The 25,062-nt window shown below is 50.9% G+C and carries 26 protein-coding genes, 17 tRNA genes and 2 rRNA genes; 21 read left to right on the top strand and 24 right to left on the bottom strand.

Annotated features, from left to right (window positions below):
- Nucleotides 1-130: 130 nt before the first annotated feature.
- Complete coding sequence (locus tag N0M98_RS24990) at nt 131-502, top strand: YuzC family spore coat inner layer protein (protein ID WP_259619501.1); 372 nt, start codon at nt 131-133, stop codon at nt 500-502.
- A 265-nt stretch (nt 503-767) separates the two neighbouring features.
- Here N0M98_RS24990 and N0M98_RS24985 read toward each other — a convergent pair whose 3' ends face one another.
- The 4 genes from N0M98_RS24985 to bioB form a co-directional block, all read right to left on the bottom strand.
- The gene (locus N0M98_RS24985) at nt 768-1,430 is read right to left on the bottom strand and encodes a bifunctional 2-keto-4-hydroxyglutarate aldolase/2-keto-3-deoxy-6-phosphogluconate aldolase (protein WP_259619500.1); all 663 of its coding nucleotides are present in this window, start codon (nt 1,428-1,430) and stop codon (nt 768-770) included.
- 23 nt (nt 1,431-1,453) lie between these two features.
- Nucleotides 1,454-2,431 carry a sugar kinase gene (locus N0M98_RS24980; RefSeq protein ID WP_249865966.1) on the bottom strand — a complete coding sequence of 326 codons (978 nt, stop codon included), beginning with the start codon at nt 2,429-2,431 and terminating at the stop codon, nt 1,454-1,456.
- Entirely contained in the window at nt 2,431-3,186 is a 756-nt protein-coding gene (gene kduD / locus N0M98_RS24975) for a 2-dehydro-3-deoxy-D-gluconate 5-dehydrogenase KduD (protein ID WP_259619499.1), read from the bottom strand. The genes N0M98_RS24980 and kduD overlap by 1 nt, the downstream gene beginning before the upstream one ends.
- A gap of 240 nt (nt 3,187-3,426) precedes the next feature.
- Nucleotides 3,427-4,422: a biotin synthase BioB gene (gene bioB, locus N0M98_RS24970; protein ID WP_259619498.1), complete on the bottom strand. Its 996-nt coding sequence runs from the start codon at nt 4,420-4,422 to the stop codon at nt 3,427-3,429.
- Nucleotides 4,423-5,290: 868 nt separating this feature from the next.
- Between bioB and N0M98_RS24965 the strand changes: the two genes are divergently transcribed.
- The 20 genes from N0M98_RS24965 to N0M98_RS24870 all read left to right on the top strand — a co-directional run bounded on the left by N0M98_RS24965 (nt 5,291) and on the right by N0M98_RS24870 (nt 22,174).
- Nucleotides 5,291-5,698 (top strand): sigma factor-like helix-turn-helix DNA-binding protein, encoded by a 408-nt coding sequence (locus tag N0M98_RS24965; protein WP_259619497.1) that lies wholly within the window; start codon nt 5,291-5,293, stop codon nt 5,696-5,698.
- Nucleotides 5,688-6,209, top strand: coding sequence for a hypothetical protein (locus N0M98_RS24960; RefSeq protein ID WP_259619496.1), 522 nt, complete (start codon nt 5,688-5,690; stop codon nt 6,207-6,209). Before N0M98_RS24965 ends, N0M98_RS24960 begins: the two co-directional genes overlap by 11 nt.
- 248 nt (nt 6,210-6,457) lie before the next feature.
- A complete protein-coding gene (locus N0M98_RS24955) occupies nt 6,458-7,012 on the top strand; it encodes a hypothetical protein (protein ID WP_259619495.1) in 555 nt (184 codons plus the stop codon).
- Nucleotides 7,013-7,080: 68 nt separating this feature from the next.
- Complete coding sequence (locus N0M98_RS24950) at nt 7,081-8,109, top strand: phage tail sheath subtilisin-like domain-containing protein (RefSeq protein WP_310944443.1); 1,029 nt, start codon at nt 7,081-7,083, stop codon at nt 8,107-8,109.
- Nucleotides 8,110-8,146: 37 nt separating this feature from the next.
- The gene (locus N0M98_RS24945) at nt 8,147-8,590 is read left to right on the top strand and encodes a phage tail tube protein (RefSeq protein WP_249865973.1); all 444 of its coding nucleotides are present in this window, start codon (nt 8,147-8,149) and stop codon (nt 8,588-8,590) included.
- A gap of 86 nt (nt 8,591-8,676) precedes the next feature.
- The gene (locus tag N0M98_RS24940; RefSeq protein ID WP_259619493.1) at nt 8,677-9,066 is read left to right on the top strand and encodes a phage tail assembly chaperone; all 390 of its coding nucleotides are present in this window, start codon (nt 8,677-8,679) and stop codon (nt 9,064-9,066) included.
- 170 nt (nt 9,067-9,236) lie between these two features.
- Nucleotides 9,237-11,198 carry a tape measure protein gene (locus N0M98_RS24935; RefSeq protein WP_259619492.1) on the top strand — a complete coding sequence of 654 codons (1,962 nt, stop codon included), beginning with the start codon at nt 9,237-9,239 and terminating at the stop codon, nt 11,196-11,198.
- Nucleotides 11,195-11,923 (top strand): LysM peptidoglycan-binding domain-containing protein, encoded by a 729-nt coding sequence (locus tag N0M98_RS24930; protein WP_259619491.1) that lies wholly within the window; start codon nt 11,195-11,197, stop codon nt 11,921-11,923. Before N0M98_RS24935 ends, N0M98_RS24930 begins: the two co-directional genes overlap by 4 nt.
- Nucleotides 11,920-12,924: an XkdQ/YqbQ family protein gene (locus N0M98_RS24925; protein ID WP_259619490.1), complete on the top strand. Its 1,005-nt coding sequence runs from the start codon at nt 11,920-11,922 to the stop codon at nt 12,922-12,924. The genes N0M98_RS24930 and N0M98_RS24925 overlap by 4 nt, the downstream gene beginning before the upstream one ends.
- A gap of 54 nt (nt 12,925-12,978) precedes the next feature.
- Nucleotides 12,979-13,362, top strand: a complete 384-nt coding sequence (locus tag N0M98_RS24920) for a DUF2577 domain-containing protein (RefSeq protein ID WP_259619489.1) — start codon at nt 12,979-12,981, stop codon at nt 13,360-13,362.
- Nucleotides 13,352-13,762 carry a DUF2634 domain-containing protein gene (locus tag N0M98_RS24915; protein WP_259619488.1) on the top strand — a complete coding sequence of 137 codons (411 nt, stop codon included), beginning with the start codon at nt 13,352-13,354 and terminating at the stop codon, nt 13,760-13,762. The genes N0M98_RS24920 and N0M98_RS24915 overlap by 11 nt, the downstream gene beginning before the upstream one ends.
- Nucleotides 13,762-14,811: a baseplate J/gp47 family protein gene (locus N0M98_RS24910; RefSeq protein WP_249865980.1), complete on the top strand. Its 1,050-nt coding sequence runs from the start codon at nt 13,762-13,764 to the stop codon at nt 14,809-14,811. Before N0M98_RS24915 ends, N0M98_RS24910 begins: the two co-directional genes overlap by 1 nt.
- A 12-nt stretch (nt 14,812-14,823) precedes the next feature.
- Nucleotides 14,824-15,144 (top strand): hypothetical protein, encoded by a 321-nt coding sequence (locus N0M98_RS24905; RefSeq protein ID WP_249865981.1) that lies wholly within the window; start codon nt 14,824-14,826, stop codon nt 15,142-15,144.
- A 1-nt stretch (nt 15,145) separates the two neighbouring features.
- On the top strand, nt 15,146-17,386 hold the full coding sequence (locus tag N0M98_RS24900) for a right-handed parallel beta-helix repeat-containing protein (RefSeq protein ID WP_259619487.1): 2,241 nt from the start codon (nt 15,146-15,148) through the stop codon (nt 17,384-17,386).
- 125 nt (nt 17,387-17,511) lie between these two features.
- Entirely contained in the window at nt 17,512-17,877 is a 366-nt protein-coding gene (locus tag N0M98_RS24895; protein WP_249865983.1) for a hypothetical protein, read from the top strand.
- A 14-nt stretch (nt 17,878-17,891) separates the two neighbouring features.
- Nucleotides 17,892-20,231: a GBS Bsp-like repeat-containing protein gene (locus N0M98_RS24890; protein ID WP_259619486.1), complete on the top strand. Its 2,340-nt coding sequence runs from the start codon at nt 17,892-17,894 to the stop codon at nt 20,229-20,231.
- A gap of 129 nt (nt 20,232-20,360) precedes the next feature.
- Nucleotides 20,361-20,900: a YmfQ family protein gene (locus tag N0M98_RS24885; protein WP_259619485.1), complete on the top strand. Its 540-nt coding sequence runs from the start codon at nt 20,361-20,363 to the stop codon at nt 20,898-20,900.
- 5 nt (nt 20,901-20,905) lie between these two features.
- Complete coding sequence (locus tag N0M98_RS24880; protein ID WP_249865987.1) at nt 20,906-21,145, top strand: BhlA/UviB family holin-like peptide; 240 nt, start codon at nt 20,906-20,908, stop codon at nt 21,143-21,145.
- Between the two features lie 5 nt (nt 21,146-21,150).
- Nucleotides 21,151-21,396, top strand: coding sequence for a hypothetical protein (locus tag N0M98_RS24875; RefSeq protein WP_259619484.1), 246 nt, complete (start codon nt 21,151-21,153; stop codon nt 21,394-21,396).
- On the top strand, nt 21,377-22,174 hold the full coding sequence (locus N0M98_RS24870; RefSeq protein WP_259619483.1) for a DUF1906 domain-containing protein: 798 nt from the start codon (nt 21,377-21,379) through the stop codon (nt 22,172-22,174). The genes N0M98_RS24875 and N0M98_RS24870 overlap by 20 nt, the downstream gene beginning before the upstream one ends.
- A gap of 77 nt (nt 22,175-22,251) precedes the next feature.
- Here N0M98_RS24870 and N0M98_RS24865 read toward each other — a convergent pair whose 3' ends face one another.
- From N0M98_RS24865 to N0M98_RS24770, 20 genes are all read right to left on the bottom strand, one after another.
- Nucleotides 22,252-22,701 (bottom strand): hypothetical protein, encoded by a 450-nt coding sequence (locus N0M98_RS24865; RefSeq protein ID WP_249865990.1) that lies wholly within the window; start codon nt 22,699-22,701, stop codon nt 22,252-22,254.
- A 222-nt stretch (nt 22,702-22,923) separates the two neighbouring features.
- Nucleotides 22,924-23,000: transfer RNA gene (locus N0M98_RS24860), tRNA-Arg, on the bottom strand.
- Nucleotides 23,001-23,007: 7 nt separating this feature from the next.
- Nucleotides 23,008-23,081: transfer RNA gene (locus N0M98_RS24855), tRNA-Gly, on the bottom strand.
- A gap of 16 nt (nt 23,082-23,097) precedes the next feature.
- A tRNA-Pro gene (locus N0M98_RS24850) sits at nt 23,098-23,174 on the bottom strand.
- A 7-nt stretch (nt 23,175-23,181) separates the two neighbouring features.
- Nucleotides 23,182-23,264, bottom strand: a tRNA-Leu gene (locus N0M98_RS24845).
- A 4-nt stretch (nt 23,265-23,268) separates the two neighbouring features.
- A tRNA-Gly gene (locus N0M98_RS24840) sits at nt 23,269-23,343 on the bottom strand.
- Nucleotides 23,344-23,414: 71 nt separating this feature from the next.
- Nucleotides 23,415-23,489: transfer RNA gene (locus tag N0M98_RS24835), tRNA-Gly, on the bottom strand.
- 8 nt (nt 23,490-23,497) lie between these two features.
- Nucleotides 23,498-23,577: transfer RNA gene (locus N0M98_RS24830), tRNA-Leu, on the bottom strand.
- 14 nt (nt 23,578-23,591) lie between these two features.
- Nucleotides 23,592-23,664: transfer RNA gene (locus N0M98_RS24825), tRNA-Lys, on the bottom strand.
- Between the two features lie 9 nt (nt 23,665-23,673).
- Nucleotides 23,674-23,745: transfer RNA gene (locus N0M98_RS24820), tRNA-Gln, on the bottom strand.
- Nucleotides 23,746-23,761: 16 nt separating this feature from the next.
- Nucleotides 23,762-23,837 (bottom strand) — tRNA-His (locus N0M98_RS24815).
- A gap of 25 nt (nt 23,838-23,862) precedes the next feature.
- A tRNA-Thr gene (locus N0M98_RS24810) sits at nt 23,863-23,938 on the bottom strand.
- Between the two features lie 48 nt (nt 23,939-23,986).
- Nucleotides 23,987-24,063 (bottom strand) — tRNA-Asp (locus N0M98_RS24805).
- A 19-nt stretch (nt 24,064-24,082) separates the two neighbouring features.
- Nucleotides 24,083-24,159, bottom strand: a tRNA-Met gene (locus tag N0M98_RS24800).
- A gap of 15 nt (nt 24,160-24,174) precedes the next feature.
- Nucleotides 24,175-24,250: transfer RNA gene (locus N0M98_RS24795), tRNA-Val, on the bottom strand.
- Nucleotides 24,251-24,307: 57 nt separating this feature from the next.
- A tRNA-Glu gene (locus N0M98_RS24790) sits at nt 24,308-24,382 on the bottom strand.
- Between the two features lie 11 nt (nt 24,383-24,393).
- A tRNA-Ser gene (locus tag N0M98_RS24785) sits at nt 24,394-24,485 on the bottom strand.
- A 47-nt stretch (nt 24,486-24,532) separates the two neighbouring features.
- A tRNA-Asn gene (locus tag N0M98_RS24780) sits at nt 24,533-24,608 on the bottom strand.
- 7 nt (nt 24,609-24,615) lie between these two features.
- A 5S ribosomal RNA gene (rrf, locus tag N0M98_RS24775) occupies nt 24,616-24,732 on the bottom strand.
- 153 nt (nt 24,733-24,885) lie between these two features.
- Nucleotides 24,886-25,062 (bottom strand): 23S ribosomal RNA (locus tag N0M98_RS24770); the annotation flags it as partial.

Below are 25,062 nucleotides of genomic sequence, written 5' to 3'. Positions count from 1 at the left end.
CGTTCCCGTCACACACATTCGTTCAGCGATTAATGCCCTTACGTTTCGTGCAGCCTCTAGGATCATTGAACCCTTCGCCGGCGGCACCCATATACTATGGAGGAAACAGCTGACGGAGGAGTGAAAGTGTATGACTTATCCTTTCTATTCAAATCCTTATCCGGTTATGTATTCGCCCTATCCCGCTTGGTATACAAGGGTTCCTATGCCGACAACGGACCCGGGCAATGTGGAACAATTTCAATACGCGGCTAAGCAGCTGCTTACGCCTGCCGCCGAAATGCATCAATTCATGAACAGCGTCGCTTTCAATCCCGGGTTCGCCAAACAAATAAAAGAATCCGCCGCCCAAAATAAAATTCAGGATGTGAAAAATCTTATTCATACGGCAGGAATCCGTACCCCCTATACGGTCGGGTTTAATCCCAACGGGATCACCTTACAATTCCAACCGGCCGGACCCTCGTCTTGCTTTAGCATCCGCCTGGCTCTTTGCTGGTAGTTTGTGTCTGACCGCGAGCCGACCCAACGCGCGCATTGCGCCGCTGCGCGGTGGTCGGTCGAACCCCGGCAGCCAGTCAGCATGTACATACCGAATCATGAAAGAGCATCTAATTCGAAGCGTTCCACATCCGAGTGGAATCTTGCCTTCGATCAACTTCGATCGCTCCATTAAGCTATACTTTCGGGGAATCTTCAATTAACAGCTCAAAAGGCCACCGTCTACTACTACTATGACGGTGGCCTTCTTTTTTAGAGCGCCGCTATTATTGCTTAGCCGCGCGATACGCTTCGATATATTGAGCCGCTTTCTTCGCAACAAGGCTGTAGTTGCGCTCTTTGACCGCCTCGGTCGTCAAATCGGAACCGATCCCTACCGCCACGGCGCCGGCTTTCACCCACTCGGCCAAGTTGCTGAGCGACACGCCGCCTGTCGGCATGATGTTCGCCTGCGGCATAGGGCCTTTGATCGCCTTAATCGTCGCCGGCGAATACAGGTTGCCCGGGAACAGCTTGACGATGTCCACGCCGAGCTCCAGCGCCTGCTGGATCTCATGGACCGTCATCACCCCGGGCATGACAGGCACGCGGTACCGGTTGCACAGCGTTACCGTAACCGGGTTCAGCGAAGGTCCTACGACGAACTCGGACCCGCTCAAAATCGCAGCACGCGCCGTCTCCGGGTCCAGTACCGTGCCTACGCCGATGATGGCGTATTTGGACGGGTCCTGCGTCGTGCTGGAATATTTCTTCGCAAGCTTCTCGATCGCTTGCAATGCGAACGGCACGGTCATCGTCACTTCGATGACCTTAATGCCGCCCTCGATGGCTTGCTCCGCCATCTCGACGACTTCCTCCGGCGTCTCGCCGCGGAGCACCGCTACGACGCCCTCGGTTGTCATTTGCTGAAGCAATTGCAATTTTTTCATCTGGCTTCTCTCCGTTCCTTCGCTTATCGTTCCACGTGCTTCACATTGTTCAGCACCGCTTCAACCTGCTCCCAGGTCGGGATGCCCTCCCAGTCGCCTTCCATCTGCACGACCATGCAGCCGATCAGATTGCCGAGGCGAACGGCTTCGGTATGGCTGTAGCCCTTCAGCAGCCCGACGATAAATCCGGCGCAGAAGCCGTCTCCGGCGCCAACCGTATCCACTACCTGCTCCGCCTTGAAGTAAGGCACGGAGCTGACTTCGCCCTTCTCGACGACATACGTGACGTCGTCTCCGCCTTTGACGATGCTGACGGCGTCAAGCTCGCTCAGATGCTTCACGATCTCCTCGAAGCTCTCGGTTTGATAGAGCAGCTTCAATTCGTCCAGACCCGGCAGGAAGTAATCGGCTTCCTTGGCCATATCGAGCAGCACCCCGCGCGCTTCCTCGATGGACCACAGCTTCAGACGAAGGTTCGGGTCGAAGCATACTTTGACGCCGTGCTTGCGCGCCAGGCGCATCGCTTCTATAGCGGCGGCGCGGCATGATTCGCTGAGCGCCGGCGTAATGCCGGTCACATGCAAATATTTCGCCTGCTTGATATACTCCTCATCGAGATGCTCCGGCTTCAGCGTACTGGCCGCCGAATTTTTGCGATAATAGTAGACCGACGTTTTGCCGGAGACCACTTCTCTAAGCATCATGCCGGTCGGAGCTTCCGTGGTCAGCTCTACGCGGGAGACGTCGACGCCTTCGCCGCGGATTTTCTTCAGAATCATCCGGCCGAAAGGGTCTTTGCCGAGGCGGCTGAACCAGCCTACGCGGTGACCGAGACGAGCGACGCCGATCGCCACATTGCTCTCCGCACCGCCGAACAAGCCTTGAAATTGAGACGAATATTCAATGCCTTTGGAGCCGGCCGGCATCATGAGCGCCATCGTTTCCCCAAAGGTAATAATCTCCGGCTGAAACATTTGAGCGGAACCCTGTTGTGCGGCCATTAGCGGTTCATCCACCCGCCGTCAACGCAGAGCACGTGACCGTTCATATAATCGGATGCGGAGGAAGCCAGGAATACCGCCGGTCCTTGCAAATCTTCCGTAGTCCCCCAACGGCCGGCAGGGATACGCACCAGAATCTGCGAGCTGCGCTCTTCGTCCGCGCGCAAAGCTGCGGTGTTGTCGGTAGCCATATACCCCGGAGCGATCGCATTGACTTGAACTCCCTTGCTGGCCCATTCATTCGCCAACGCTTTGGTAATACCTGCGACAGCATGCTTAGATGCCGTATAGCCGGGAACATTAATGCCGCCTTGAAAGCTCAGCATGGAAGCGATGTTGATGATTTTACCGGAGCCTTGCTTGATCATTTCGCGGCCGACCAGCTGACACAGGAAGAACGTAGCGTTCAGGTTCAGGTTAATCACGTCATGCCAGTCTTGAGCGGGATGCTCGGCAGCCGGCGTACGGCGAATAATGCCCGCATTGTTAACCAAAATATCGATTTTGCCGAAGGCGGACAGCGTTTCGCTGACGACGCGCGGCAGCTCCTTCTCGTCGGACAAGTTCGCTACGATCGTATGAACTTTACGTCCCAGAGCCTCGATCTTTTGTTGTGTTTCTCTATTGCGGTCATTGCTTGTAACGATAACAATATCGGCGCCCGCTTGCGCTAATCCCAGAGAGATTCCGCCGCCAAGACCTACAGCACCGCCTGTCACGATGGCCACTTTACCGGTCAAATCAAAAAAATTCATCTCTACACCTCGTTTAAACGTTTAATAAAAGATATTAACCCCTAATTCCTAAGGTCGTCCACCTTTATTATTATAAGTGAAGTACAACCAATGTGCCAGAGCGCACCCCAAAAAATCACAACCGTACCTAACTTCCCGCCGTCGGCGCCGCAACGTCCGGATCTGCGCGGCAAGCCCTGAGACATCCCCTATCAATCATTTGTCAATTCCCTTGATCGCCGCTAATACCGATGGCACGCGCTACAGCGCGCACAGCTCGACTTCGAAGCCCAAGTCTTCGATCATCCGATGGTCCTCCGTTGCTTCCTGTCCCGCAGTCGTCAAGTAATCCCCGACAAAAACCGAGTTGGCCGCATACAGACCGAGCGCTTGCAAAGCGCCCAGATTGACCTCGCGACCTCCCGCTATCCGGATTTCCTTCGAAGGGTTGATAAGCCGCATCAGTGCGAGCACCTTGAGACAATACCGCGGATTCAAGTCTCTGTAACTCTCCAGCGGGGTTCCGGCAATCGGATTCAAAAAATTAACGGGAATCGAATCGGCGTCCAGCTCACGCAGTGCAAACGCCATTTCAACGACCTCGCGGCTCGTCTCACCCATCCCGATAATACAGCCCGAACAGGGCGACATGCCGGAGGCTTTGGCTTGCCGTACCGTTTCTACCCGGTCGTCGTACGTATGAGTCGTTGTAATCCGGGGAAAATTCGCTCTGCTCGTGTTGAGATTATGATTGTAGCGATCGACTCCCGCCTCCTGCAGACGCATCGCCTGTTCATCGGATAAGATACCGAGGCATGCGCATATTTTCATAGGCATCGCCTGTTTTATCTTCCTCACCGCTTCGATAACCTGGTTCAACTCCCGGTTGGTCGGCCCTCTGCCGCTGGCCACAATGCAGTAAGTGCCAACCTTCAGTTCCATCGCCCTGCGAGCTCCGTCGATCAGCGTGGCCTTGTCGAGCAGCGGATATTTATCGATCGGCGCCGCTGAAACTATTGATTGCGAGCAGTAGCCGCAGTCTTCGGGGCATAAACCGCTCTTGGCGTTAATGATCAGATTCAGCTTCACCTTGTTGCCGTAATAATGCCTCCTCACCCGATAAGCGGCGTGCAGGATCGCCAGCACCTCTTCGTCTACCGCTTCCAGCACGGATAATCCTTCTTCCATCGAAAGCAGCTGTCCGCCTATCGCTTTTTTTGCGAGCGCATTCCAATCCGTATGTACTTGCAGCGCCATGATTCTCCTCCATCCCGCCGCAGCATCCCCGGGTCCGTCCGTAACCGGCTCTATTCGGAGGCTGCGGCACAAGTTCCTTTTCACACATGAATTACCATCATTATCATGGCAATTAGACATAATTGTCAACCTAAATATTTTATAATAAGTTGACAATCGAGGTCTTCAGGACTAAAAATACGAACGAAAACGGGAACAAATGAACCTGCAGCAGGTTTGCCTTTTGGCCGCCGTCAGGTGGAAGCTGAATAGGACTGTCGCCTTATTTTCCGGAAAAAAAGTGAATAAATAAGCGCATTTCGCTGATCTTTTTCATAGAATCGAAGATTTCCTTCTTGCATTCAAGGATGGAAGAGATTAGAATAATACGCAAACAAATACGAACACTTGTTCTTATTCAAAGCTATGTGTTTGCATTCACGACGTCGGCTGCCGCCTTGTATTGTCGGGAGTCGAAACTATGGGAAAGGGGTTGTTTTGTTTGCATGACAGGCCGCAGTCCGATTCCGGTGCAACGTCGCTGCACATGTTTGACCGGCATGGCGAAGATCCGCCCGCTTCCACTTTCAAGCCCTGGAACCGATTCAAGAAGAAAATGACCGCAAAAAAAAGAGACCGACAGCGCCAACTGTCCGTCTCTTCCCGCGGCCTTCCTGATGTAACCGGCGCTCCGTGAAGAACCTCTCATTCATCCGGAGCCTTTCCGCCGCTCAGATCGCGTTAGATCCGGGATTCGCTTATCCCGCTCCGAGGAGGGGATTTCGCATCTCCTCCTTCGATTATAGCACATGGCTCTCCTGCTAAAACAAGTCTTTCCTTGCTTTTAGCGCATATTTATCGTCCCCACTATATACGGAGGTGTTTGTTTATGGGAAAAATGAAAATCGACCGACTCAAGGATCAACGGAAATATACGGATAAATACGCCCTTATCGACGCCAAAGGCATCGCTCTGCTGCTTCGCGACGGACATCGCATCCGGGAGCGAACTTATTATGCCGGCGATTATGCCGGCGTCGATATATTGACCGATTTGAACACGGCTATGCAGCGCGCCGCTCTCACCCCCCGCCAGGCCGAAACGATCGCCTTGGTATACGGACTTGACATAACCCTCGATGCGGCGGGAACCCGGCTTGGCATCACCAAGCAGGCGGTCAAACATGCCGTAACGACCGCTACGGAGAAAATCGCCATCGTCTTCAGACAGTGGAACTTAAGCGAGCGGGAACCGGAATCCGCCGCACGGAAGGAGGGCGAGGCGCTTGGAGCCTGATAACAAGCTTGAACTCAACTCCCTCTTGGAGAGGATCGTCAGCCGCGGCATTACGGACCGAGCCGTCCGCATCCGGGTCATCCGGGCTTTCCTCGATTCATATCTCGAAACGGGCGGCGAACGCCCCGCCCCCGCACAGCTGGAGTGCCTGGCCGACTATATATTGCAGGAAGAGCTGAAAGATGCCGATCCCTACAAAATGTCGCACAATGAAGCCCCGATTATGAGCGCCTATCAGTACGATCTGCGCACGCGAAGGGAAACCTCGCTCAAAATCGCCGAAGAAATAGGCTCCGACGGCAAGCGATATGCGGCTCCCAAGCGCCGTCGTCGCTCCGGCTCGGAAATGCTGCTTGTCGACGAGCAAGCTAAAATCCGCAATGAGCAGCGCGCCGCCAAATACCTTCAGGATACGCAGCCGGGTCCGGTCGTCACGTACAATCTGCGCAATACCGGCGGAGCCTTTACGGATACGTTTCTCTCCAGCCAAAACCTCCGAACCAAAAAATAATTGGCACTCCCCTTTACTTTCGTTTCACCTCAAACCTATACGTTATGGAACGGTTGATCGTTCAACCGGATCGGGGAAGTCCCCGTTGAAACCGGCGATGATGTTTACGGCCGCCGCGCCGGCAGTCATAAGGATCGCATACATGCCGTTCACCCGCTGAACGCGGGAAACGGCTGCGGCTCATCTCTCGGCTGCCGGACAGGCCGCTCATCGCAGTAACAACTGACAAAGGAGGTTGCGCCTATCATTTGGAACAAACAGCACCGAAAACGCCGTCGCCCGGCGAAGCCAAGCCGGGGAGATCCGGCCTGCTCGTATCCGGCCGTCAGCATGAAGCAAGGCAAAGGAGTGATAGCATGTCGCTCATAACCGAAATTGGCTCGATCGAAGCTTTCCTGCAGTCGAAGTTTCCGGCGGCGATCATCGTGAAGCATACGGAGCCGGCCGAACCGGCCGGAAATACGTTCCTGCTCCGCCTCGTAAGCGACACGCGGAAATCGGAAACGAACCTGCTCGTTCGAACCGAGCGAACGTATCAAATCATGTACTGGGCGGACGATGCGAATTCTGCGCTCGAGACCATGGACACGCTAAGCGTCGCCCTGTACCAAACGCAGCTAATCCCAGTAATCGGGGCCTCGCGGTTTATCCGGGTCGTCTCGTTCTCGTTCGCCCAACCGGCCCTAGCGGACAACGGCTTATACGTCTGCACGGGAGCGTTGCTGACGGAAGCTCGTCAAGCAAGATCGCAGGAGTCGTACGAAAAGATCCAACACGTGTATGCACAGCAGATTACGATCTGATCCTGGCGCATTTGACATACAACCATTTCATTCGGGAGGTTTTTACTATGGCTGGAGGCAGTTGGGATATGACATCTTTACCGGTTCGTCCGGGCTTGTACATTAATTTCAAGGAAGCGGCGGCAGCGCAAATTTCCGGCGGGGCCCGCGGCATTGTTGCCCTTCCTGTCAAAACGTATACCGGAGGCACCGCGGCAGCCAAAACCTTTTACACCGTCAGCACGGAGTCGGATGCGATCAAGCTGTTCGGCGCCGCCAACATCCAATCGATCAAATTCGCGCTGCAGGGCGGAGCGAAAGAAGTTCTCGTCTACACCCTCCCCGCTTCGGCAGCAGCAGCCGATTATGCGGCTATGCGCACGGCCTTCGATACGCGGCCTTTCAACGTCTTCGTCTTCGACGGAGAATTCAGCGCTTCGGAGCAAGCCGCAGTCAAAACCTGGGTTGCCGCCAATCGCGACGAAGGCAAACACTTCATGGCCGTCATCGGCGGCGACGCGGCGGCGGATGCGGATTCCGCGCAAGGCAACGCACGCTCGGAGCTTAACGACGATATGTACATCGTTAACCTGATCAGCGGCGTTATCGCTGACGGCACGTCGTACACTTCGTCGCAATTCGCGCCGTACATCGCCGGCCTTATCGCGGGAACGACAATCAACCGTTCCATCACCTACGCTCCGGTCGGCGTCACCGACGTCACGAAGCGCCTGACCAATTCGCAGGTGAAGGACGCATTGCAAGCGGGCTCCCTCGTTCTCGTTCACGACGGCGAGAAAGTGAAGGTCGAGCAGGGCTTGACCGCAAGCAAGCAAAAAATCCGCGCCATCCGCGCAAGACAAGCGGTCAGCACCGATATTACGAAAACGGCCAGCGATGCCTATATCGGCAAAATCGACAACAACGAAGACGGCCAAGCCGCCTTGATCAGCGCCGTCAAAGCGTACCTTGAGACGCTTGTCGCCGCAGGCGCTCTGGCGGATGTCAGCGTATCGCTGGACCCTCAGCATGCCAGCACCGGAGACTCGGTGTACCTTCTGATCAGCTATAGGGAGATTGACTCGATGGAGCGAATCTTCTTGACGGTAACTATTTAACATCTTAATCATTTATCTCGTAAAGGACGGTGTACCTATGGGTATGTTAGATGCGACAAGAACGATTCAAGGCAGCTTCGGCGAAATTTGGTGCGACGGCGAATGGCTGTCCAATTTCTATTCGGGCGAAGCGACCGCCGATATTTCCTATGAAAAAATCAAGCGGGCCGGCACCCGCAAAACCGGCAACAAGGCGGGCACGATCGAGCTGTCCGGCACGATCAAAGGCTATAAAGTAACGTCCGAGCTGGCACGGAACGTTGCGCGGGTTATGAACGACGGCGTCGGCGCTCTCGTCACCCAGCTTACGATGAAGCTGGCCGATCCGGAAGCTTACGGCTATGAGAGGATCTTGTTGAAAGGCGTTCAATTTACCAAAATCGATATTATGAAATTCGAGCACGGCAGCATCGTCGAGACCGAATGGCCGTTTGTGTTCGACGATTTCGAATGGCTGAATGCCATTCCCAAGAGCCGCTAATCGTCAAGGAATCTAGCGCGGACTTTGCGTTAGATTCCTTTATTTCTATAGACCTATACTTTTTCATTAACGAAAGGATGAATTCCATGGACGCATTGCAAGCTTTTTTAACCGCCGATTTACATATTGAAAAGGATATTCCGCTGCAGCGGCTGCGCGCGGCATTGCGCGTCCAAGCGATCGATTCCGCCACGCTGGATCGGGCCCGGGAGCAGGCGACCTTTGTCGTCAATACGGGACGCAAACGGGAACGCGAATGCGATAACGAAAAATTCAAAGCCATTCTCATTACCCACATGGTCGTCAACGTCGATTTCGGCAACCCGGACCTGCTGCAGAAATATAACGCCTCAGACAAAGTCGACTGCGTGCGCAAAGCGCTTCTCCCCGGCGAGATCGAGCGGATCGTGGACGCCGGCTTAACCCTCTCCGGCTTCGGCGATACGGATGAAACCGTAGATGAGCTAAAAAACTGATCCGGTCGGGCGGTGTGCCATTTCTGGCTCATGTTATTTTTCAGCGTCACCATATACCGCCTGACGAATTTTACGCCAAGCCTTATGAAGCGCGAATGGCCATGCTCGTTTCCATGATGGTTCAGTTGGAAGACGAGGAACGAGAAGTGAACAGAGGAGGTGGAACCTGAGTGGAATCCGCCAAAGTAACGATCACGCTCAATGACAATTTCAGCAAAAACTTTACGCGCATTTCTAACGATCTGATCGACTTGCCTAAGGTCATCGGCAAAGCGTCCAAAGCCATCGATGATCTGATCGCCAAAACCGAGAAGGCTTCCGATTCGTTTAAGACTATGAAGATTAGTATCACCAAAACCTTTTCCGAAATCAACCAGCGATCGTTATCCGATACGACGAACCGCATTACGAATCTGACCAATCACATGAAGGATTTGATAGCCGAAGCCAACAAGGCCGCCGCAGCGATTCATAACGTCTCTACTGCCGGAAATTCCGGCAATACCGGCAGCTCCGGTTCAAATTCGAACGAAAAAAAGCCAAGTACGTTAAAAAAGCTGGGCAAAGCTGCGCTTTCCACCGTATCCTGGGTCGGGAGCACGGCCATCGACGCCGCAAAGTTCGCGTATGCACAAAGCATCCCCGGGCTCAAGCTTTCTTCAACGACAGAGCAGGAAAATGTCGCCTTCGAAGCGATGCTCGGCAGCGCCGACAAGGCCAAAAGCTTTAATCGGGAGCTTGTCTCTTTTACCAATAATACGCCCTTCGAGCTTACAGATATCCGCACGGCAGCCAAGGAGCTGCTGGGTGCCCATATGCCTGCCGAATCGGTCGTTCCTAACCTGACATCCATAGGTAATGCCGCTACCGGATTAGGAACCGGAAGCCAAGGCTTTCTGGATATTACCGGCGCCATCAGCCGTATGCAGACCGATGGCATTGTCTCCGAGAAAGAAATGCAGAACCTGGTCGCCGCCGGCATTCCTGCTTGGGACATGCTGTCCAAGAAGTTGAACAAAACGACAGAGCAGCTCCGCAGCATGACCAAGAACGGCACCTTGCCTGCCGATAAAGCGATCAAAGAACTGATTTCAGGCATGAACGATATGTCTTCGGATGCGATGGCAAAGCAAGGCCAAACCTTGGCGGGTTTGTTCTCCGTGATACAGAATACCTTTAATTACAGCCTGCTTGAGCGATGGGGCGACGGCATTGCCCAAGCGCTTCAGCCTCGCCTCCTGCAGCTCGCGAACTGGATTAGCAATAATGGCGCTACTATCGCACGCTGGGGCCAAAAGATCAAGGACACGGCCTTCGCCGTAACGGACAAGCTTGCTACGATGTTTGAAGGAGCGTTCAACTATATTCAAACGAGATATTTGAATAATCCTAAGTTTATGAAGCTTTCGCGAAAAGGCAAAATTGATTTTATTTTCACCGATATAAAAAAAACGTTTGATGCATGGTATACCGCTGGAGGCAACAAGCAAATAAGCGATGCAACCGCCTCTTTAATTACTTTTATTAGCGATGCACTTTCGGGCTCTTCAGAACAACTTAGAAGTATCGGTACCGATTTGGGACTATCAATAGGTTCAGGTTTAGCAGAGGGTATAGCACAGTTTGCAAAAGATCACCCATTGCTAGCTGCCGTACTCACATTTGCAGCAATTCCTGGGGGGCCGGTTGTAAAAGCTGTTGCAGCTGGCGGGGTACTTGCTGCTTCCGTAGTAGGCAAGGCAGTAGAAGCCTCAGACAAACGAAAGGAAGATTTAGGTAAGTACCTCCTCAATCCTACTCCCCTTTCAGGCCCTACTGAATTAACAGCAGATAATAGATCATTCTTAGATAAAACTTCTGATTGGTTTAAATACCAATATTACAGCCTTTATGGGTATGACGGCTCCAACGCCGGAGGCCTCGACCGCGTCCCTTACAACGGCTACCGCGCTATCCTCCATAAGGACGAACGCGTTCAAACCAAGGCGGAAGCCGACGCATGGCGCAGCGGCGCATCCGGCAAATCCCCGGTTCAATTCAACCTCCATTATCATGGGGAACGATTGGGTGAAGACGAGATCGATAACATCATGGGCATTTTTGTACGGAAATTGGAGGCGGTATCGCCATGAGCAACTTGTCCATCTGGCTGAAATTCAACAACGAAGAAGAATCGCTGCAGCTTCCCGTGAACCCGGAGAGCATTCGCGTATCGACTACGCGTGGCTATGACGATGTGGAGCTGACCCAGCTTGGCGAAACGACATTTTTCGGGAACGAGAAATTGCGCGAATACACCCTTTCTTCCTTTTTCCCAAGTGAATATAACCTATCCTACACCGAATACAACGACAAGTCCCGCAACCGAACGCCATGGGATATCGTCCGCCTGATTGAAAAATGGATGTCCAGCCGGAAGCCGATTCGGTTCACCGTAACGAGCTTATCCCCTGATCCGAACGATATGGCGTATCTTCCTTTGAGCACCGTCTCATCCGACGTAATTAATACTCCGGTCACAATCCGCTCCTTCAATTACGAAGAGCGAGCAGGTCACGTGGGGGATTTATTCTACGAACTGACCTTGAAGGAATACCGTTTCATCGAGTTTAAGAGACTGACCAAGCCTTCGAGTGACGACGACAGTGTCTTGCTGGCAGAGGATAGCCCGCGACCTGACGATAGGTCCGTCCCTGACACCTATGAAGTTCAGCAGGGCGATACGCTCTGGCACATTGCCAAGCGACTGCTTGGCACCGGAGACCGCTGGCAGGAGCTGTACGAGATGAATCAATCGGTCATCGGCCCGAATCCTAGCCTTATTTATCCGGGACAAGTGCTGGTGATACGCGAATGAACATGGAGCTTCTGTACGATAACGAATTTTATCTCGACCCTCTCGTTAACTCCATTACTTGGTCCGGCGATATTACGCAAGCTTTTCGCAAGCTGGAAGTTTCGATAACGAATACGATCGACGGTACCGAGCAGGCGGTCGATATCGAGCTTGGGCGGGAGCTTCGGCTTCTGTCTGACGGTGCCGAGCTGTTTCGCGGCATTATTTTTCAGCATAACATCGATGCCCGCGGCAAAATGAAGTTGACGGCCTATGACGAAAACATTTACTTGACCAAAAATACCGACACCAAAAAATTCATCCATATGACCGCTTCGGCGATCATTCGAGAGCTGTGCGCGGATTTTGGCATTGCCGTCGGCGACATTGCGGATACGGAGTACGTCATACCGAAACTCATTTTGCGGGACAAAACGCTTTGGGACATGATGGTAACGGCGCTGACCGAAACGCGAAAGCAGACGGGACAGCGCTTTTGGCTGTCCGCCCGCGAAGGGGCCGTCTACTTGACCAAACGGGGAGATAAAGTGACCGATTGGGTCCTGGAAGATACGACCAGCCTGACTGGAGCCTCTTATTCTCAATCCATTGAAGACCTAAGAACCCAGGTTAAAGTCATCGGCAGCAACGAAAGTAAGCAGCCCTTGGAGAGGCTGGCAAATAATCCGGATTTGATCGAGCGGTTCGGCGTCATGCAGCATTTGGAACGCGTCGATTCCGAGATGAATCTCTCGCAAATGGAACAGCAGGCAAAACAATTGATCGAAGACTTGGGAAAGATCAAAGACGAAGCCTCCGTGGAGGCTGTCGGAAATGTGGAAGTAACGGCTGGCAGCGCTGTTTATGTACGCGATTCCTTGACCCGAATTGTCGGCGCCTTTTACGTAATTACCGATTCCCATACTTTCGAAAACGGCTCACATCGGATGAGCCTGACCATCTCCGGAGACGAAAGCCTTCCGCGAATGGAATATGAAGCTCCGCCAGATGATGCTGAATGAAGCTTAGCCTCCTAAAGCAAGATCATACTTTTACGCTCAAAGGAGCCATGCGTCATGATAGAAGGATCTAACGTTAGCAAGTTCGCGCAATTGATCAGAAACATCGGCTTTAACGACTATGACCAATTTGAGCTGGCGACGGTCGTTTCCCCTCCTCCCTCTCTGCGCATTCAGATCGATAATATGAAGGTCGGCCTCGATGCCGCGGATGTCGTAGTGGCCGAGCATTTAACGGATCATGAACGAGTGGTTACTCTAAAAGATGGCCCTGATACCGCCGGGACAAGCGGTGAATCGTCTGGCCCGTCATATTTCGAGAATGCACTGCTTACCATCAAATCGCCATTGCAAGCCGGAGATCGGGTCATTGTCGCATCGGCCAATAATGGCCAAACTTATGTCATCTTGGACAAGGCGGTGAAATACAGTGGCTCTTAGTCCTCTCTCCAAGCCGGAAGAACGCGCGGTGCGAATATCCAAAAAATCCAAACCGTCCAAAACCTATTCGCTCGATTTCGATAACGGCACAATCAGTGGATTGATCGACGGAACAGGCGCCGTTCGGCAGTTCATCCGCAAAGCTCTCGCTACGCCGCGTTACCGTTATTTGATCTATGACGGCCAGTACGGCTGCGAAATGGAAAGCTTGATTGCACAAACTGTGCCCGCGCCGCTTCTTCAATCCGAAATACCGCGGATCATTAAGGAAGCCCTCATCTACGACGATCGTATCAAAGACGTGAACAGCTTCCAGATTCGCCGCGAAAATGATGCATTATTTGTATCTTTCGCCGTGTCGACAACGGCCGGCATCATTCATGAGGAGGTGACCTTATAATGGCGTACGAAGCGCAAACGCAATCCGCCATCTTACAACGAATGCTCGCCGCCTCCCCGGCGGATATCGATAAACGGCAAGGCAGCGTCACCTATGACCTGCTTTCCCCGGCTTCCATCGAATTGGCTTTAGCTTACATCGAGCTTGACCAGGTGCTCAAGCTGGGCTTTGCCGACACGACGTATGGCCCTTATCTGGATCTCCGCTGCAGCGAGATCGGCATAGAACGCAAGCCCGCCGTTCAGGCATCCGGACGGCTTACCTTTACAGGAGCCAACGGAACGCTCATTCCCAAAGGAACCGAAGTCTCTACAGGCGGCAATACGCCGGTTTATTTCATAACCGTGGAGGAATGTTCGATCAGCGGAGGGACGGCTGCAGCAGCAGCGATAGCCAAACTGGGCGGCGTTAGCGGCAATGTTCCGGCCGGCGCAGTGCAGCTAATCTTCGGCCCTTTGAGCGGCGTAGTGAAAGTGAGCAATCCGGCCGCATTTAACGGCGGCGTCGATACGGAAACGGATGCCGATCTGCTGGTGCGGTATACCGAACGTCTTCGCAGACCGGCAACATCCGGTAATGCCAATCAGTACCGCCAATGGGCCATGGAGCTTGCAGGCATTTCCGACGCCAAGGTGTACCCGGTCTGGAACGGCAACGGCACCGTCAAAGTAGTGCTGCTGGACGCTCAGAAGCGAGCCCCCTCTCCGTCTAAGGTTGCGGAGGTCGCAAGCTACATTGAAGCCGTCCGGCCGGTAGGCGCGCAGGTTACCGTCGCTCCCGCAACGGAGATTGCCATCAACGTAAACGGAACCTACACGCTCAAACCCGGTTCTACCCTCGCAGAAGCCCGTACCCAAATTGCCTCAGGTCTTGCTGAATATTTAAAAACACTAGCTTTCTCCGATCCCATTGTGCGGTATTCCCAGATTGCCAACGTCGTACTGAATACCGACGCCGTCGCGGACTACGCCAGCCTGACGTTAAATGGCGGCACGACGAATATCACGGTGGCTGACGGCAGCGTGGCCGTGCCCGGAACAATTACGTAAAGGAGCGAGAATATGGCCTATAATGACGTCAATATAATCAAAGACGCGTCACAACAGCCGGTACCGCAATACTTAAACGGAGTAGGTTCGGCGTATGAACCGGTACTCGGCGCTAACGGCGCCACGAGAACAATGATTTACGATGCCAGCGGCAATCCGTTGTTTACCGGTGCTAATCCGGGGTTGGTGCAATTGGCGGGAGGTTATGTCGGATACTCCACTTCACCTAAACCTTCAATAATAAATCCGGTTGCAGGAGTGGTATATTCGTTTCTCGAGCTAGATACCAAGAACGTTTACATTTTTGACGGTGAACGCTGGGTGGTGATCTAAGGTGGATGCAGTAACATATGCATTAGCAAAAAGCTATACAAAAGAAAGATTCGACAATGTTAGTATTGACATTAAGTCTTATGGCGCTGTCGGAGACGGAATTACGAATGATACAACCGCCATAAACCTAGCAATTGCAGCCCTCAAAGAGGCCATTCAAATCAATGGGAGAGCTTCCTTATTTGTACCAATGGGAACGTTTATGGTGGACGGAATTATAATTCAGGGATTAAACAACTTTAAAATTTACGGTAACGGTTGCCTTAAGCTAAATCGTGCCAGACCAGATTATCCGCTCGTAAATACAAATAATGTATTAACTATGCTAAATTGCACCAATTTTGATGTATCTGGACTTGAGGTGGTCGGTAATCGGCATACAGATATTAATTGGCGAGTAGACAATACAGACGGTGCGCCTGTAACGCAATACCTGACTGCTGACGCTGAATCAGGTCAAGCTTATATCACAGTGCAGGACGGATCAAAATTTGTAATCGGTGAACGAGTATGGGTTATGGGTGGCTTAACAGTTAATAATGGCAATGAAAGAGACGTTAGAGAGGATGATCATAGAGGGCTTGAGATTATTGAGATCAATGGAAATGTGATTAAACTTGAAAATAATCTCTCTCACACATACACGAGTACTGGTCAGGTTGGCGGTGCATATATTACTACTTATCAGACCGCAGACAATAATCAAATAGGGGGTTGGACACTAGGAAATGAAGATCAACAAAACGGAATTCATCTAATTAATTGTCATTATTTTGCTATTCATAACTGTTATGTTCATGACCTCTGGGAGTCCCCAATCAAATTAGGGGTTGGTTTTGCTGCAGAATATACTATTAATTCGGTATGTAGTCATGGAATTATTTCTAACAATCGCTGTCTTCGAGGCTATGATCAAGGAATATCTATTTGGAATAGCCAGAATATCAACGTGATTGGAAACATATGCGAGGATGTAGGTTGGGGAGGGATTGTCGCAACAGGTTCAGATGATATCCTTATTACGGATAATATTTCGACGAACAACTATTACCGTATTCCTCATGACAACAGCTCTGGTCATGGTATAGTCAATGAAGGCGGCACCAGGGTATCTATTTTAAACAACCAGGTATCTTTAAATTATGCTCATGGAATTTTAATGTCCCCATCGCCTATGTCATTTGGTGTAGACAATGCAAGCCTTAATGACAACATGGATTGGAGAGCTACTGTCTTAAAGCTGACGTCAAACGCTGGTTTCTTGCTGGGAGCCAAGTATATGGTACGCGATGGCTCTAAGTCGGAATCATTCAAGGTCGTAAGTATCGATGGGAATGGCGGCAAAGAAGTGAATGTAGCCCCTACATCGAGATTTTTCCATAAGAAAGGTAGAATTGTAGGCAAACGTGCTGCAGAAGACAGCCGGATTGAGGGCAATATAGTATCCTATCAAGTTAACGGAGACGGTATCTGCATTACATCTGGCATAAGAATAACTATTAACAATAATCATGTTGAACGTAACGCGACAAATGGTATCAGGATCGTCCCCGAAAATGGCTTTGAATCGAGCGCTATAATCATTAATGGGAACTATTTAACCGGGAACTCTAACAACTTAGGCTGGAATGCAGAAATTTATGTGCATAATTGTGATGATGTCCATGTAGTAAATAATAGACTATTTGGGTCCTTTAATTCCAAAGGCATCCAATTCAGAGGCGTGCGAAACTCTCGCATATCCGGGAATGAAGTGAATGACTGTCAATCTGAAGGTATTTTTCTAGAGTGGGCGGATGGCGTGACCTGCGACAAGATCACTATTTGTGATAACGACGTAAAACAGTGTGACGGCATCGGAATCAAGGTGGACATTGGATTTAATCTCCTAGTCGAGGGGAACAGCTTGTGGTCAAATGCTGGCGATGGAGGTCTAGTACTTGGCGGAGTTGCTTATAGTACCATTCAAGGTAACAGGTGCATCGGCAACAATGTTAATGGTATCCTACTGAGGGATAACGGCAATGCATGTAAATATAATATTGTCCAGGGGAATATAGTCAGAGACGATGGATCGAGTGTTAAGGGGTCTGACGGATCGAAGATGACACAAGGGACATCCATTAAACTGCAGGATAATGAAGATCATAACATTATTAAAAATAACATCGTCGACGTTGCGGTATCAACTGTTGGGACAAACACTGTAGTCTCTGATAATATCTTGATTTCTCCATCTTAAATCAGCGACTGCCGTGCAGGGGATAATCACTTGTGATCTGATACTAATGCATTAGGATTATAGCTTTAAAAGACAGGACGCTTGCAGAGGCGTCCTTTTTCGATCTTTAAAGGAGGAATAGACATATGCCTGACTTAACGCCGAAATTGGGTATTCAAAAACCGCTTGGCAACGAAACAGTCACCCGCGCCGGATGGAATGCAAATTGGGACATCATTGACGCGGCCGCCCAAAAAGAAATCGCCAAATCAACGTCATCTCCTGCTTCTCCGAAGACGGACGATTTGTGGATTGATACGAGCATAACGCCACACACATTGAAGCGTTATACCGGGTCGGTGTGGCGTGATGTGGGTATTCCTGCGACGTCTATTCAGAACGCGATAGACAACGCACGAAAAGATTCGACAAAAGAGTTTGTCTTGGAAGTCCGTACGTCGGACCCGGCATCACCGGCCATTGGTCGGATGTGGCTGCGAAGCGATTTATAGGGTGGTGGATATAGATGGATCAAGTAACATTAAATGCAAATAAAGCTGTGCATTACACTGTATGGGTCGACAATCCGTATAATCCAAATCCCTTCATGTATGCTGACACGAATCTTATACCGATTGCATTTCAATATGACAGTGATGGCAGCACTATTACGGAAGCTTTAATTAATTTTGATATGTCTAGCCTACCTACAGGATCTACAATAAATGGTGCAGTATTAAAACTTTTCACGGATAGTAGATATTCGAGCAATACTAATCCTGATTATCTTCGTATTCGCCGGTTAACATCAAACTGGAATGAGGTAAACGGGGCACAACAAACAAGACCCTCGTATACTGACACAAATGCCGTAATCACTGATTGGTTCGGTAATTACGTAGTAGGTGTATATAAAGAAATTGATGTGACTCAACTTATACGAGACATGGGAGGAAATAGATACGGATTATATTTAGATAACACGAATAAGGGTGGAGGGTACATCTATTTCCAAGGTAGAGCAAACTCCAATCCTCCCCAACTAGTCATCGACTATACGTTACCTAATAACGCTCCCAACGCTCCATCCCTCGGCTTTTCTGACGGTCAAGTATTAAATACAAGAACGCCGACGATTACATGGACATTCAGCGATCCGGACGGCAACGCGCAAGGCGGATATTTTGTCGAAGTTATAAATGGCGCTTATTCTGCTTCTCTGTGGAATAGCGGCTGGATTAACGATGCGAACGCCCGGAGCTATACGCTGCCTTCAGGTGCTATCCCAACCGACGGCCAGATTTACATCCGCATGAGGGTTAAAGATAGCAACGGCGCGATAAACACGAATAACGGTAATGGACCGGACACTTCGTTTGGAAATAGGCGGCTTATCATCGATACGACAGCTCCGATAGTGTCCAGCATATCGACAGAGAAAACCCCGGTTTCCGTTCCGGCAAATGGAACTTTCCGTATGTGGGCCCGTGGTGTATCTGATAACGTATCAGGCGTTTCATCGGTCAAATTTCCGACCCGGCTTACAGGTCAATCAACTTGGGTGTGGGTAGATGGCGTAAAAAGCGGTAGCGACTGGTATTGCGATTATCCGATCAGTAATTTTAGTAATGTCGAGACTACCTACGTGACTAACGTTTATGCGTACGATGCTGCTGGAAATAACGCTATGGTGGGGGAAATCCGGACGGTTGTAGATCGTACGCCTCCTACGTTTACAGTTGACGGAACGTCCTATAAAAGCGTTCAGCCAGGCGGCACCTTCCGCGTTTCCGCCTATAGCCTAGCGGATAACCTTGCAGGTATCCAAAATGTCCGTTTTGCTGTATGGACAGAAGTTAACGGTCAGGACGATTTGGTGTGGTATGACGGGGCAAATGCCGGTGGAGGTACATGGTATAAAGATGTCCCTATTTCCGAGCACGGTAACGCTGAAGGCCACTATATCACGCATGTTTATGCTTATGATAATGCCGGAAACAACTCTTCTAAAGCCGTTGATACCTACGTCGACCGAACGGCTCCGACGATTTCAAGCGTACAAGGCTACGGATACACAAATCAAACGACGGGAACACGGCGGGTTTGGTTTTATGGGGTAACCGATGGAATTAGCGGTATCGGCACAACCTACGCATCCTACAACAAACCTGGCGGCGGTAATTCAGGGCTCACTGCTTATGCGTCCGGGAGCGACTATTACGTTGATGTTCCGTTAGGACCCGAGGGCGAGTATACGGTTTATTTTCAAGCGGTTGATCGCGCCAATAACGCAAGTGCGACGGTAAATTCGAAGTTTTTCGTTGACTCTCAACGTGCAAATGATCCAAAACCGTCTGTCGTTTGGGGCACGACTACGGCTGCGTTTACCTGGTTTCCGTTCAATGATCCCACACCGTCTTCCGGCCTAGATCGAACGGTTCTCCACGTAGACCGATGGACAGGTTCCGAATGGGTATTTGACGTTGATATCAATAACGACGGCAGCCCTGATCTATGGTACATTCTCCCGGATAAAAACCAGGTAGAACATACTGTTACGACGTTAACGCCGGGAACACGCTATCGGTACACAGTTAAACATTTCGACATGGCACAAAACGAGAGCGCGTATTCGTACTATGAATTCGTAACCAAAAAGAAAATTGGGGAATATCGCATCGCCGGAAAAAATGGCACGGTTTCGTTGCCAGTCTACGATCCGTCTTCGGGCGTTTTGGGCAGCAAAGCGCTGCGCGTCGGCTTTAGCTCCGGAATCGGATGCTTCGAATTGGTATCCATAGCGGACACAAACGCAAGTCCGGTGCGTGTGCAAACACCACAAGGCGCCCGATCAATCTCTAAGTAAAGGAGGTCGAACACTATCCGCTCAACGCAGTATACATTTCTCAGTCCGACGCAGCATATCCCGAGTGAGATCGTTACCTACACGCCAATCGACGGCGAACCCCGAAACCTTCCTACCATCCGTCGCGACATGGGCGATTACCTTCCGCTTTATTACCGCGATTCAGTCGCCGCCAACGGCATCTTAACCGCCGAGTCCACTGAGTTAGCAGATCTGAACGCCGAAATTTCGGACGTGCTCGCGCAGTATTTCGTTGACACAGCAACGTGGGGCCTCGCGCATTGGGAACGCATTTGTGGCATCGCTACGGACAAAGCCAAGCCGCCTGAACAGAGGCGCTCCGTTATTAAATCGAAGCTGCGCGGAATCGGCACCGTCACCGTATCGCTCATTAAAAATGTGGCCGAAGCCTATGTGAACGGCGAGGTCGGCGTAACGGAGGATAACGCTAATTATTCGCTTACGATAACGTTCATCTCCAGCCGCGGCATTCCTCCGAACCTAGACGACATTCAATCGGTCCTACGAGAGACCATTCCGGCACACCTAGGGTTGACGTTTAAGTTTACCTATCTGATCTGGAGCGAGCTGGATGCGCTGGGATGGACATGGGACATGCTAGAAAACAAAGCCCTCACTTACGATCAACTCGAAGTATATAAACCGTAAAGGAGATGGGACGCCCTGTGGATTTGGACATACTTAAATATTTTCTTACGCAAGGTCCGTTCGCTGTCCTTTTTGCTTGGCTCCTGATCTCTTCCCGGAAGGAATCGCGTGAACGCGAGAAATCTCTAATAGCAGAAAATCGGAAGCGCGAAGGAAGACTCCACGACATCCTAGATAAGTTTAGCGAAAAATATGACGTCATCATAACGGAAATCCGCGACATCCAATCGCGCTTCAAGGAGTGATTCGAATGGAGAACGATATTTTAACGCTTGCCGCTCTCGTTGCTGCTTACGTTGGCGTGGCGAAAGGCTTCGGCATAGCGGAAAAATGGACGCATCTTGTCGCGTTAGTTTTCGCTACCGTTTTCGTCGTCGTGCCGGAAACGGCGCAGGCTGCCATAATAAAGATCAGCGTAATCGGCTTGACAGCTTCCGGCGCTTACCAATACGTGAAGAAACGAAGTGATGAAGGCAATGACGGTAAAAGGATTTGATTGCGCTGCGCCTCTAACCGCAGACAAAGCGGCCGCATTTTACGCGGACGGGTACGAATTTGTCGCGCGTTATTTAGTCCCGGCCGGATGGAAGCGGCTAACTGCCGAAGAAGCGGCCGCAATTTCTGACGCAGGACTGCAGATCGTCTCCGTGTTCGAAACGACGACGGATCGGGCTCTCGGCGGATACGAGGCCGGTCTTGCCGACGGTAAAACAGCACTGGCCGCCGCGCTGGCAATCGCCCAACCGGGAGGAAGCGCCATTTACTTCGCGGTCGATTTCAATGCGTCCTCCACTCAGATGGAGACGGTAATCAGCTATATTCGCGCAGCGGGTGAAGCGACACCCGGGTACAACACCGGGGTGTACGGTTCCTATTCCGTAGTTGAAGCTGTACTCGCAGCGGGCGCTTGTTCAAGTGCTTGGCAGACATACGCTTGGAGCGGCAGGAAACGCTCGCCGAAAGCGAACATCTATCAATATCAGAACGACATTACAGTGAACGGCATAGGCGTAGATTTAGACGAAGCATACGGCGCTTATGGCGGATGGAGCATGAGTAAGATAGAAAACCAGGGGGTTAGCAATAATATGCCGATGAAACTGGAAGATTGGCAATGGGACATGATCTACGAAGTGCTGGGCAAAGCCTACAATGATGGCAAGCTAATGTGGGGCTGGATGCAGAAGGTCGTCGATAAATCGATGACGGCAACGGAGCTCACCTTCTTAAACACGGTGCTCGACGGCCGCATTGACCGTAAGATCGAAGTGTAACAATAACAGCTTCACCGGCAAATTTTAAAAATGGATGAAAGGAGCCTGCTAGCTTCTGCTTGGCTAGTAGGCTCCTTCTACACTCTCTCCGCTTCTTTCTTCTGTTTTTGATTCAGAATACTATCAAAATGATAAACAAATGAACCATTCTCTGCAACCCGCAGAGTAGCATAGCCTTTTCTCTTCAGTTGATCCAGCAGTTCACCTGCTTCGTCTAAAGTTAAATTCGTGGTCATCGCGATATCTACAGCTGTCACATAACCTTCATTTTGAACAGCTATTTTTAATACGGTTCTTTCCATTTCTTCAAACTTGATGTGTTTCTGCTGCTCAAGATCTTTTTCACGCAGTTTCATTTCATGTTTGTTTTTAGCGACATTGTAAATGATCCAAGCCACCCCGACAATGATAGTAAACAATAAGATAATTTTCCATCCGCCGCCAGTAAACCATTCGGCGACAATTTGTAAAAGCCCTAAAATAAGCAGCCAAGTAAAGCAGCCTCCCCAACCACTTCTATTACTCATTCCTTCTCCCCACCAACCCAGAACGATAATTATTTCCAATAACCGTAATATACAACAAACAGTATGGAATTGCTATGCTCTTTTGTGTAAATCATTTCTTGATGAAGATGCACAACCTGTCTAAGGATGTCTTTTTATAAAGAAGCAATCGCCTTTACGGTGATTATATGAAAATAAAAAAAGCCGCCTTCAATGAAGAAAGCAGCACTTTGTATGCGTAAATGGCGTCCCAGAAGGGATTCGAACCCCTGACCGACGGCTTAGAAGGCCGTTGCTCTATCCAGCTGAGCTACTGGAACATAATATTGGAGCGGGTGATGGGAATCGAACCCACGCTACCAGCTTGGAAGGCTGGAGTTCTACCATTGAACTACACCCGCTCGCTATAAAATTAAATGGTCGGGACGACACGATTCGAACATGCGACCCCCTGGTCCCAAACCAGGTGCTCTACCAAGCTGAGCTACGTCCCGAAGATTATGGTGCCGGTAGAGGGACTTGAACCCCCACGGTTTCCCTCACGATTTTGAGTCGCGCGCGTCTGCCAATTCCGCCATACCGGCTTTCTGGAGCGGAAGACGGGAATCGAACCCGCGACCCTCGCCTTGGCAAGGCGATGCTCTACCGCTGAGCCACTTCCGCACAATTCAGAAAGAACAAGATTTAATATATCATAACGATTTCGATAATGCAATAACTTTTTAAAGTTATTTTGGAGCGGAAGACGGGAATCGAACCCGCGACCCTCGCCTTGGCAAGGCGATGCTCTACCGCTGAGCCACTTCCGCATAAACAGTGCGCGTAGAGGGACTTGAACCCCCACGGTCTCCCGCTAGATCCTAAGTCTAGTGCGTCTGCCAATTCCGCCATACGCGCGCAAGAGTTAAACGTGAGCCATGTAGGACTCGAACCTACGACACCCTGATTAAAAGTCAGGTGCTCTACCAACTGAGCTAATGGCTCATATTAAAACTGGGGATCTAGGATTCGAACCTAGGCATGACGGAGTCAAAGTCCGTTGCCTTACCGCTTGGCTAATCCCCATCGTTTTCGTGTAGAATGGGGCGATCGATGGGACTTGAACCCACGAATGCCGGAGCCACAATCCGGTGCGTTAACCCCTTCGCCACGACCGCCATACAAATGTGATTAAATCGAATATGGTGCCGTCGAGAGGACTTGAACCCCCAACCTACTGATTACGATTCAGTTGCTCTACCAATTGAGCTACGACGGCAAGCGCTATTAATTAAACCAATAACAATAAAACGGCTGAAAGCAAAAATGGCGGAGCCGACGGGATTCGAACCCGCGGTCTCCTGCGTGACAGGCAGGCATGTTAGGCCTCTACACCACGGCTCCACACTGTAAAAAAATAAATTGGTTGCGGGGGCAGGATTTGAACCTGCGGCCTTCGGGTTATGAGCCCGACGAGCTACCGGGCTGCTCCACCCCGCGTCGTTGAAGTTTATATGGTGGAGGCTGAGGGGATCGAACCCCCGACCCTCTGCTTGTAAGGCAGATGCTCTCCCAGCTGAGCTAAGCCTCCATATGTACCTTTATGATGCCCTTACAAAGCAAAGCAGATTCACTTTGTAAATAATAATGGTGACCCGTAGGGGATTCGAACCCCTGTTACCTCCGTGAAAGGGAGGTGTCTTAACCCCTTGACCAACGGGCCTTACTAAAATATGGCGGAGAGAGAGGGATTCGAACCCTCGAGACGCTTGTGACGCCTACACGATTTCCAATCGTGCTCCTTCGGCCAACTCGGACACCTCTCCATTTGTTTCGATCTAAAGGATATTAATCCTGTATATTTAATAAAGAATGGCTCCCCGAACAGGACTCGAACCTGTGACAACTCGATTAACAGTCGAGTGCTCTACCAACTGAGCTATCAGGGAATGTACCGCTTGGCGACGTTCTACTCTCCCAGAACCCTTCGGTTCAAGTACCATCGACGCTGGAGGGCTTAACGGTCGTGTTCGAGATGGGAACGCGTGGTTCCCCTCCGCCATCATCACCAAACGGTGTAGCTTGTTCAAGGCTTGCGCCTTGAAAACTAGATACGAAACTCGTGCGCATAGCGAGCAATGGTTATTTGTTCTTCCCGGTTTGTTTCCGGGCCCCGAGAAAGTATTTGGAATCAGCTTCGAAGCTTCTCTTCACTTTCTTGGGAACTAGGTTAAGCCCTCGACCGATTAGTATTCGTCAGCTCCACACGTTGCCGCGCTTCCACCCCGAACCTATCTACCTCGTCGTCTTCAAGGGGTCTTACTTACTGGGAAATCTCATCTTGAGGGGGGCTTCACGCTTAGATGCTTTCAGCGCTTATCCCGTCCGTACGTAGCTATCCAG

Source organism: Paenibacillus doosanensis (assembly GCF_025060755.1).
GTDB classification, from domain to species: Bacteria; Bacillota; Bacilli; order Paenibacillales; family NBRC-103111; genus Paenibacillus_S; species Paenibacillus_S doosanensis.
The sequence above is the reverse complement of the archived record's forward strand: the minus strand, read 5'-3'. Positions and strand labels throughout refer to the sequence as shown.

Coding starts and splice junctions, on each gene's coding strand:
- N0M98_RS24990 (WP_259619501.1), top strand. CDS start 131: ATGACTTATCCTTTCTATTCAAATCCTTATCCGGTTATGTATTCGCCC.
- N0M98_RS24985 (WP_259619500.1), bottom strand. CDS start 1,430: ATGAAAAAATTGCAATTGCTTCAGCAAATGACAACCGAGGGCGTCGTA.
- N0M98_RS24980 (WP_249865966.1), bottom strand. CDS start 2,431: ATGGCCGCACAACAGGGTTCCGCTCAAATGTTTCAGCCGGAGATTATT.
- kduD (WP_259619499.1), bottom strand. CDS start 3,186: ATGAATTTTTTTGATTTGACCGGTAAAGTGGCCATCGTGACAGGCGGT.
- bioB (WP_259619498.1), bottom strand. CDS start 4,422: ATGGCGCTGCAAGTACATACGGATTGGAATGCGCTCGCAAAAAAAGCG.
- N0M98_RS24965 (WP_259619497.1), top strand. CDS start 5,291: ATGGGAAAAATGAAAATCGACCGACTCAAGGATCAACGGAAATATACG.
- N0M98_RS24950 (WP_310944443.1), top strand. CDS start 7,081: ATGACATCTTTACCGGTTCGTCCGGGCTTGTACATTAATTTCAAGGAA.
- N0M98_RS24945 (WP_249865973.1), top strand. CDS start 8,147: ATGGGTATGTTAGATGCGACAAGAACGATTCAAGGCAGCTTCGGCGAA.
- N0M98_RS24940 (WP_259619493.1), top strand. CDS start 8,677: ATGGACGCATTGCAAGCTTTTTTAACCGCCGATTTACATATTGAAAAG.
- N0M98_RS24930 (WP_259619491.1), top strand. CDS start 11,195: ATGAGCAACTTGTCCATCTGGCTGAAATTCAACAACGAAGAAGAATCG.
- N0M98_RS24925 (WP_259619490.1), top strand. CDS start 11,920: ATGAACATGGAGCTTCTGTACGATAACGAATTTTATCTCGACCCTCTC.
- N0M98_RS24920 (WP_259619489.1), top strand. CDS start 12,979: ATGATAGAAGGATCTAACGTTAGCAAGTTCGCGCAATTGATCAGAAAC.
- N0M98_RS24910 (WP_249865980.1), top strand. CDS start 13,762: ATGGCGTACGAAGCGCAAACGCAATCCGCCATCTTACAACGAATGCTC.
- N0M98_RS24905 (WP_249865981.1), top strand. CDS start 14,824: ATGGCCTATAATGACGTCAATATAATCAAAGACGCGTCACAACAGCCG.
- N0M98_RS24895 (WP_249865983.1), top strand. CDS start 17,512: ATGCCTGACTTAACGCCGAAATTGGGTATTCAAAAACCGCTTGGCAAC.
- N0M98_RS24890 (WP_259619486.1), top strand. CDS start 17,892: ATGGATCAAGTAACATTAAATGCAAATAAAGCTGTGCATTACACTGTA.
- N0M98_RS24885 (WP_259619485.1), top strand. CDS start 20,361: ATGGGCGATTACCTTCCGCTTTATTACCGCGATTCAGTCGCCGCCAAC.
- N0M98_RS24880 (WP_249865987.1), top strand. CDS start 20,906: ATGGGACGCCCTGTGGATTTGGACATACTTAAATATTTTCTTACGCAA.
- N0M98_RS24875 (WP_259619484.1), top strand. CDS start 21,151: ATGGAGAACGATATTTTAACGCTTGCCGCTCTCGTTGCTGCTTACGTT.
- N0M98_RS24870 (WP_259619483.1), top strand. CDS start 21,377: ATGACGGTAAAAGGATTTGATTGCGCTGCGCCTCTAACCGCAGACAAA.
- N0M98_RS24865 (WP_249865990.1), bottom strand. CDS start 22,701: ATGAGTAATAGAAGTGGTTGGGGAGGCTGCTTTACTTGGCTGCTTATT.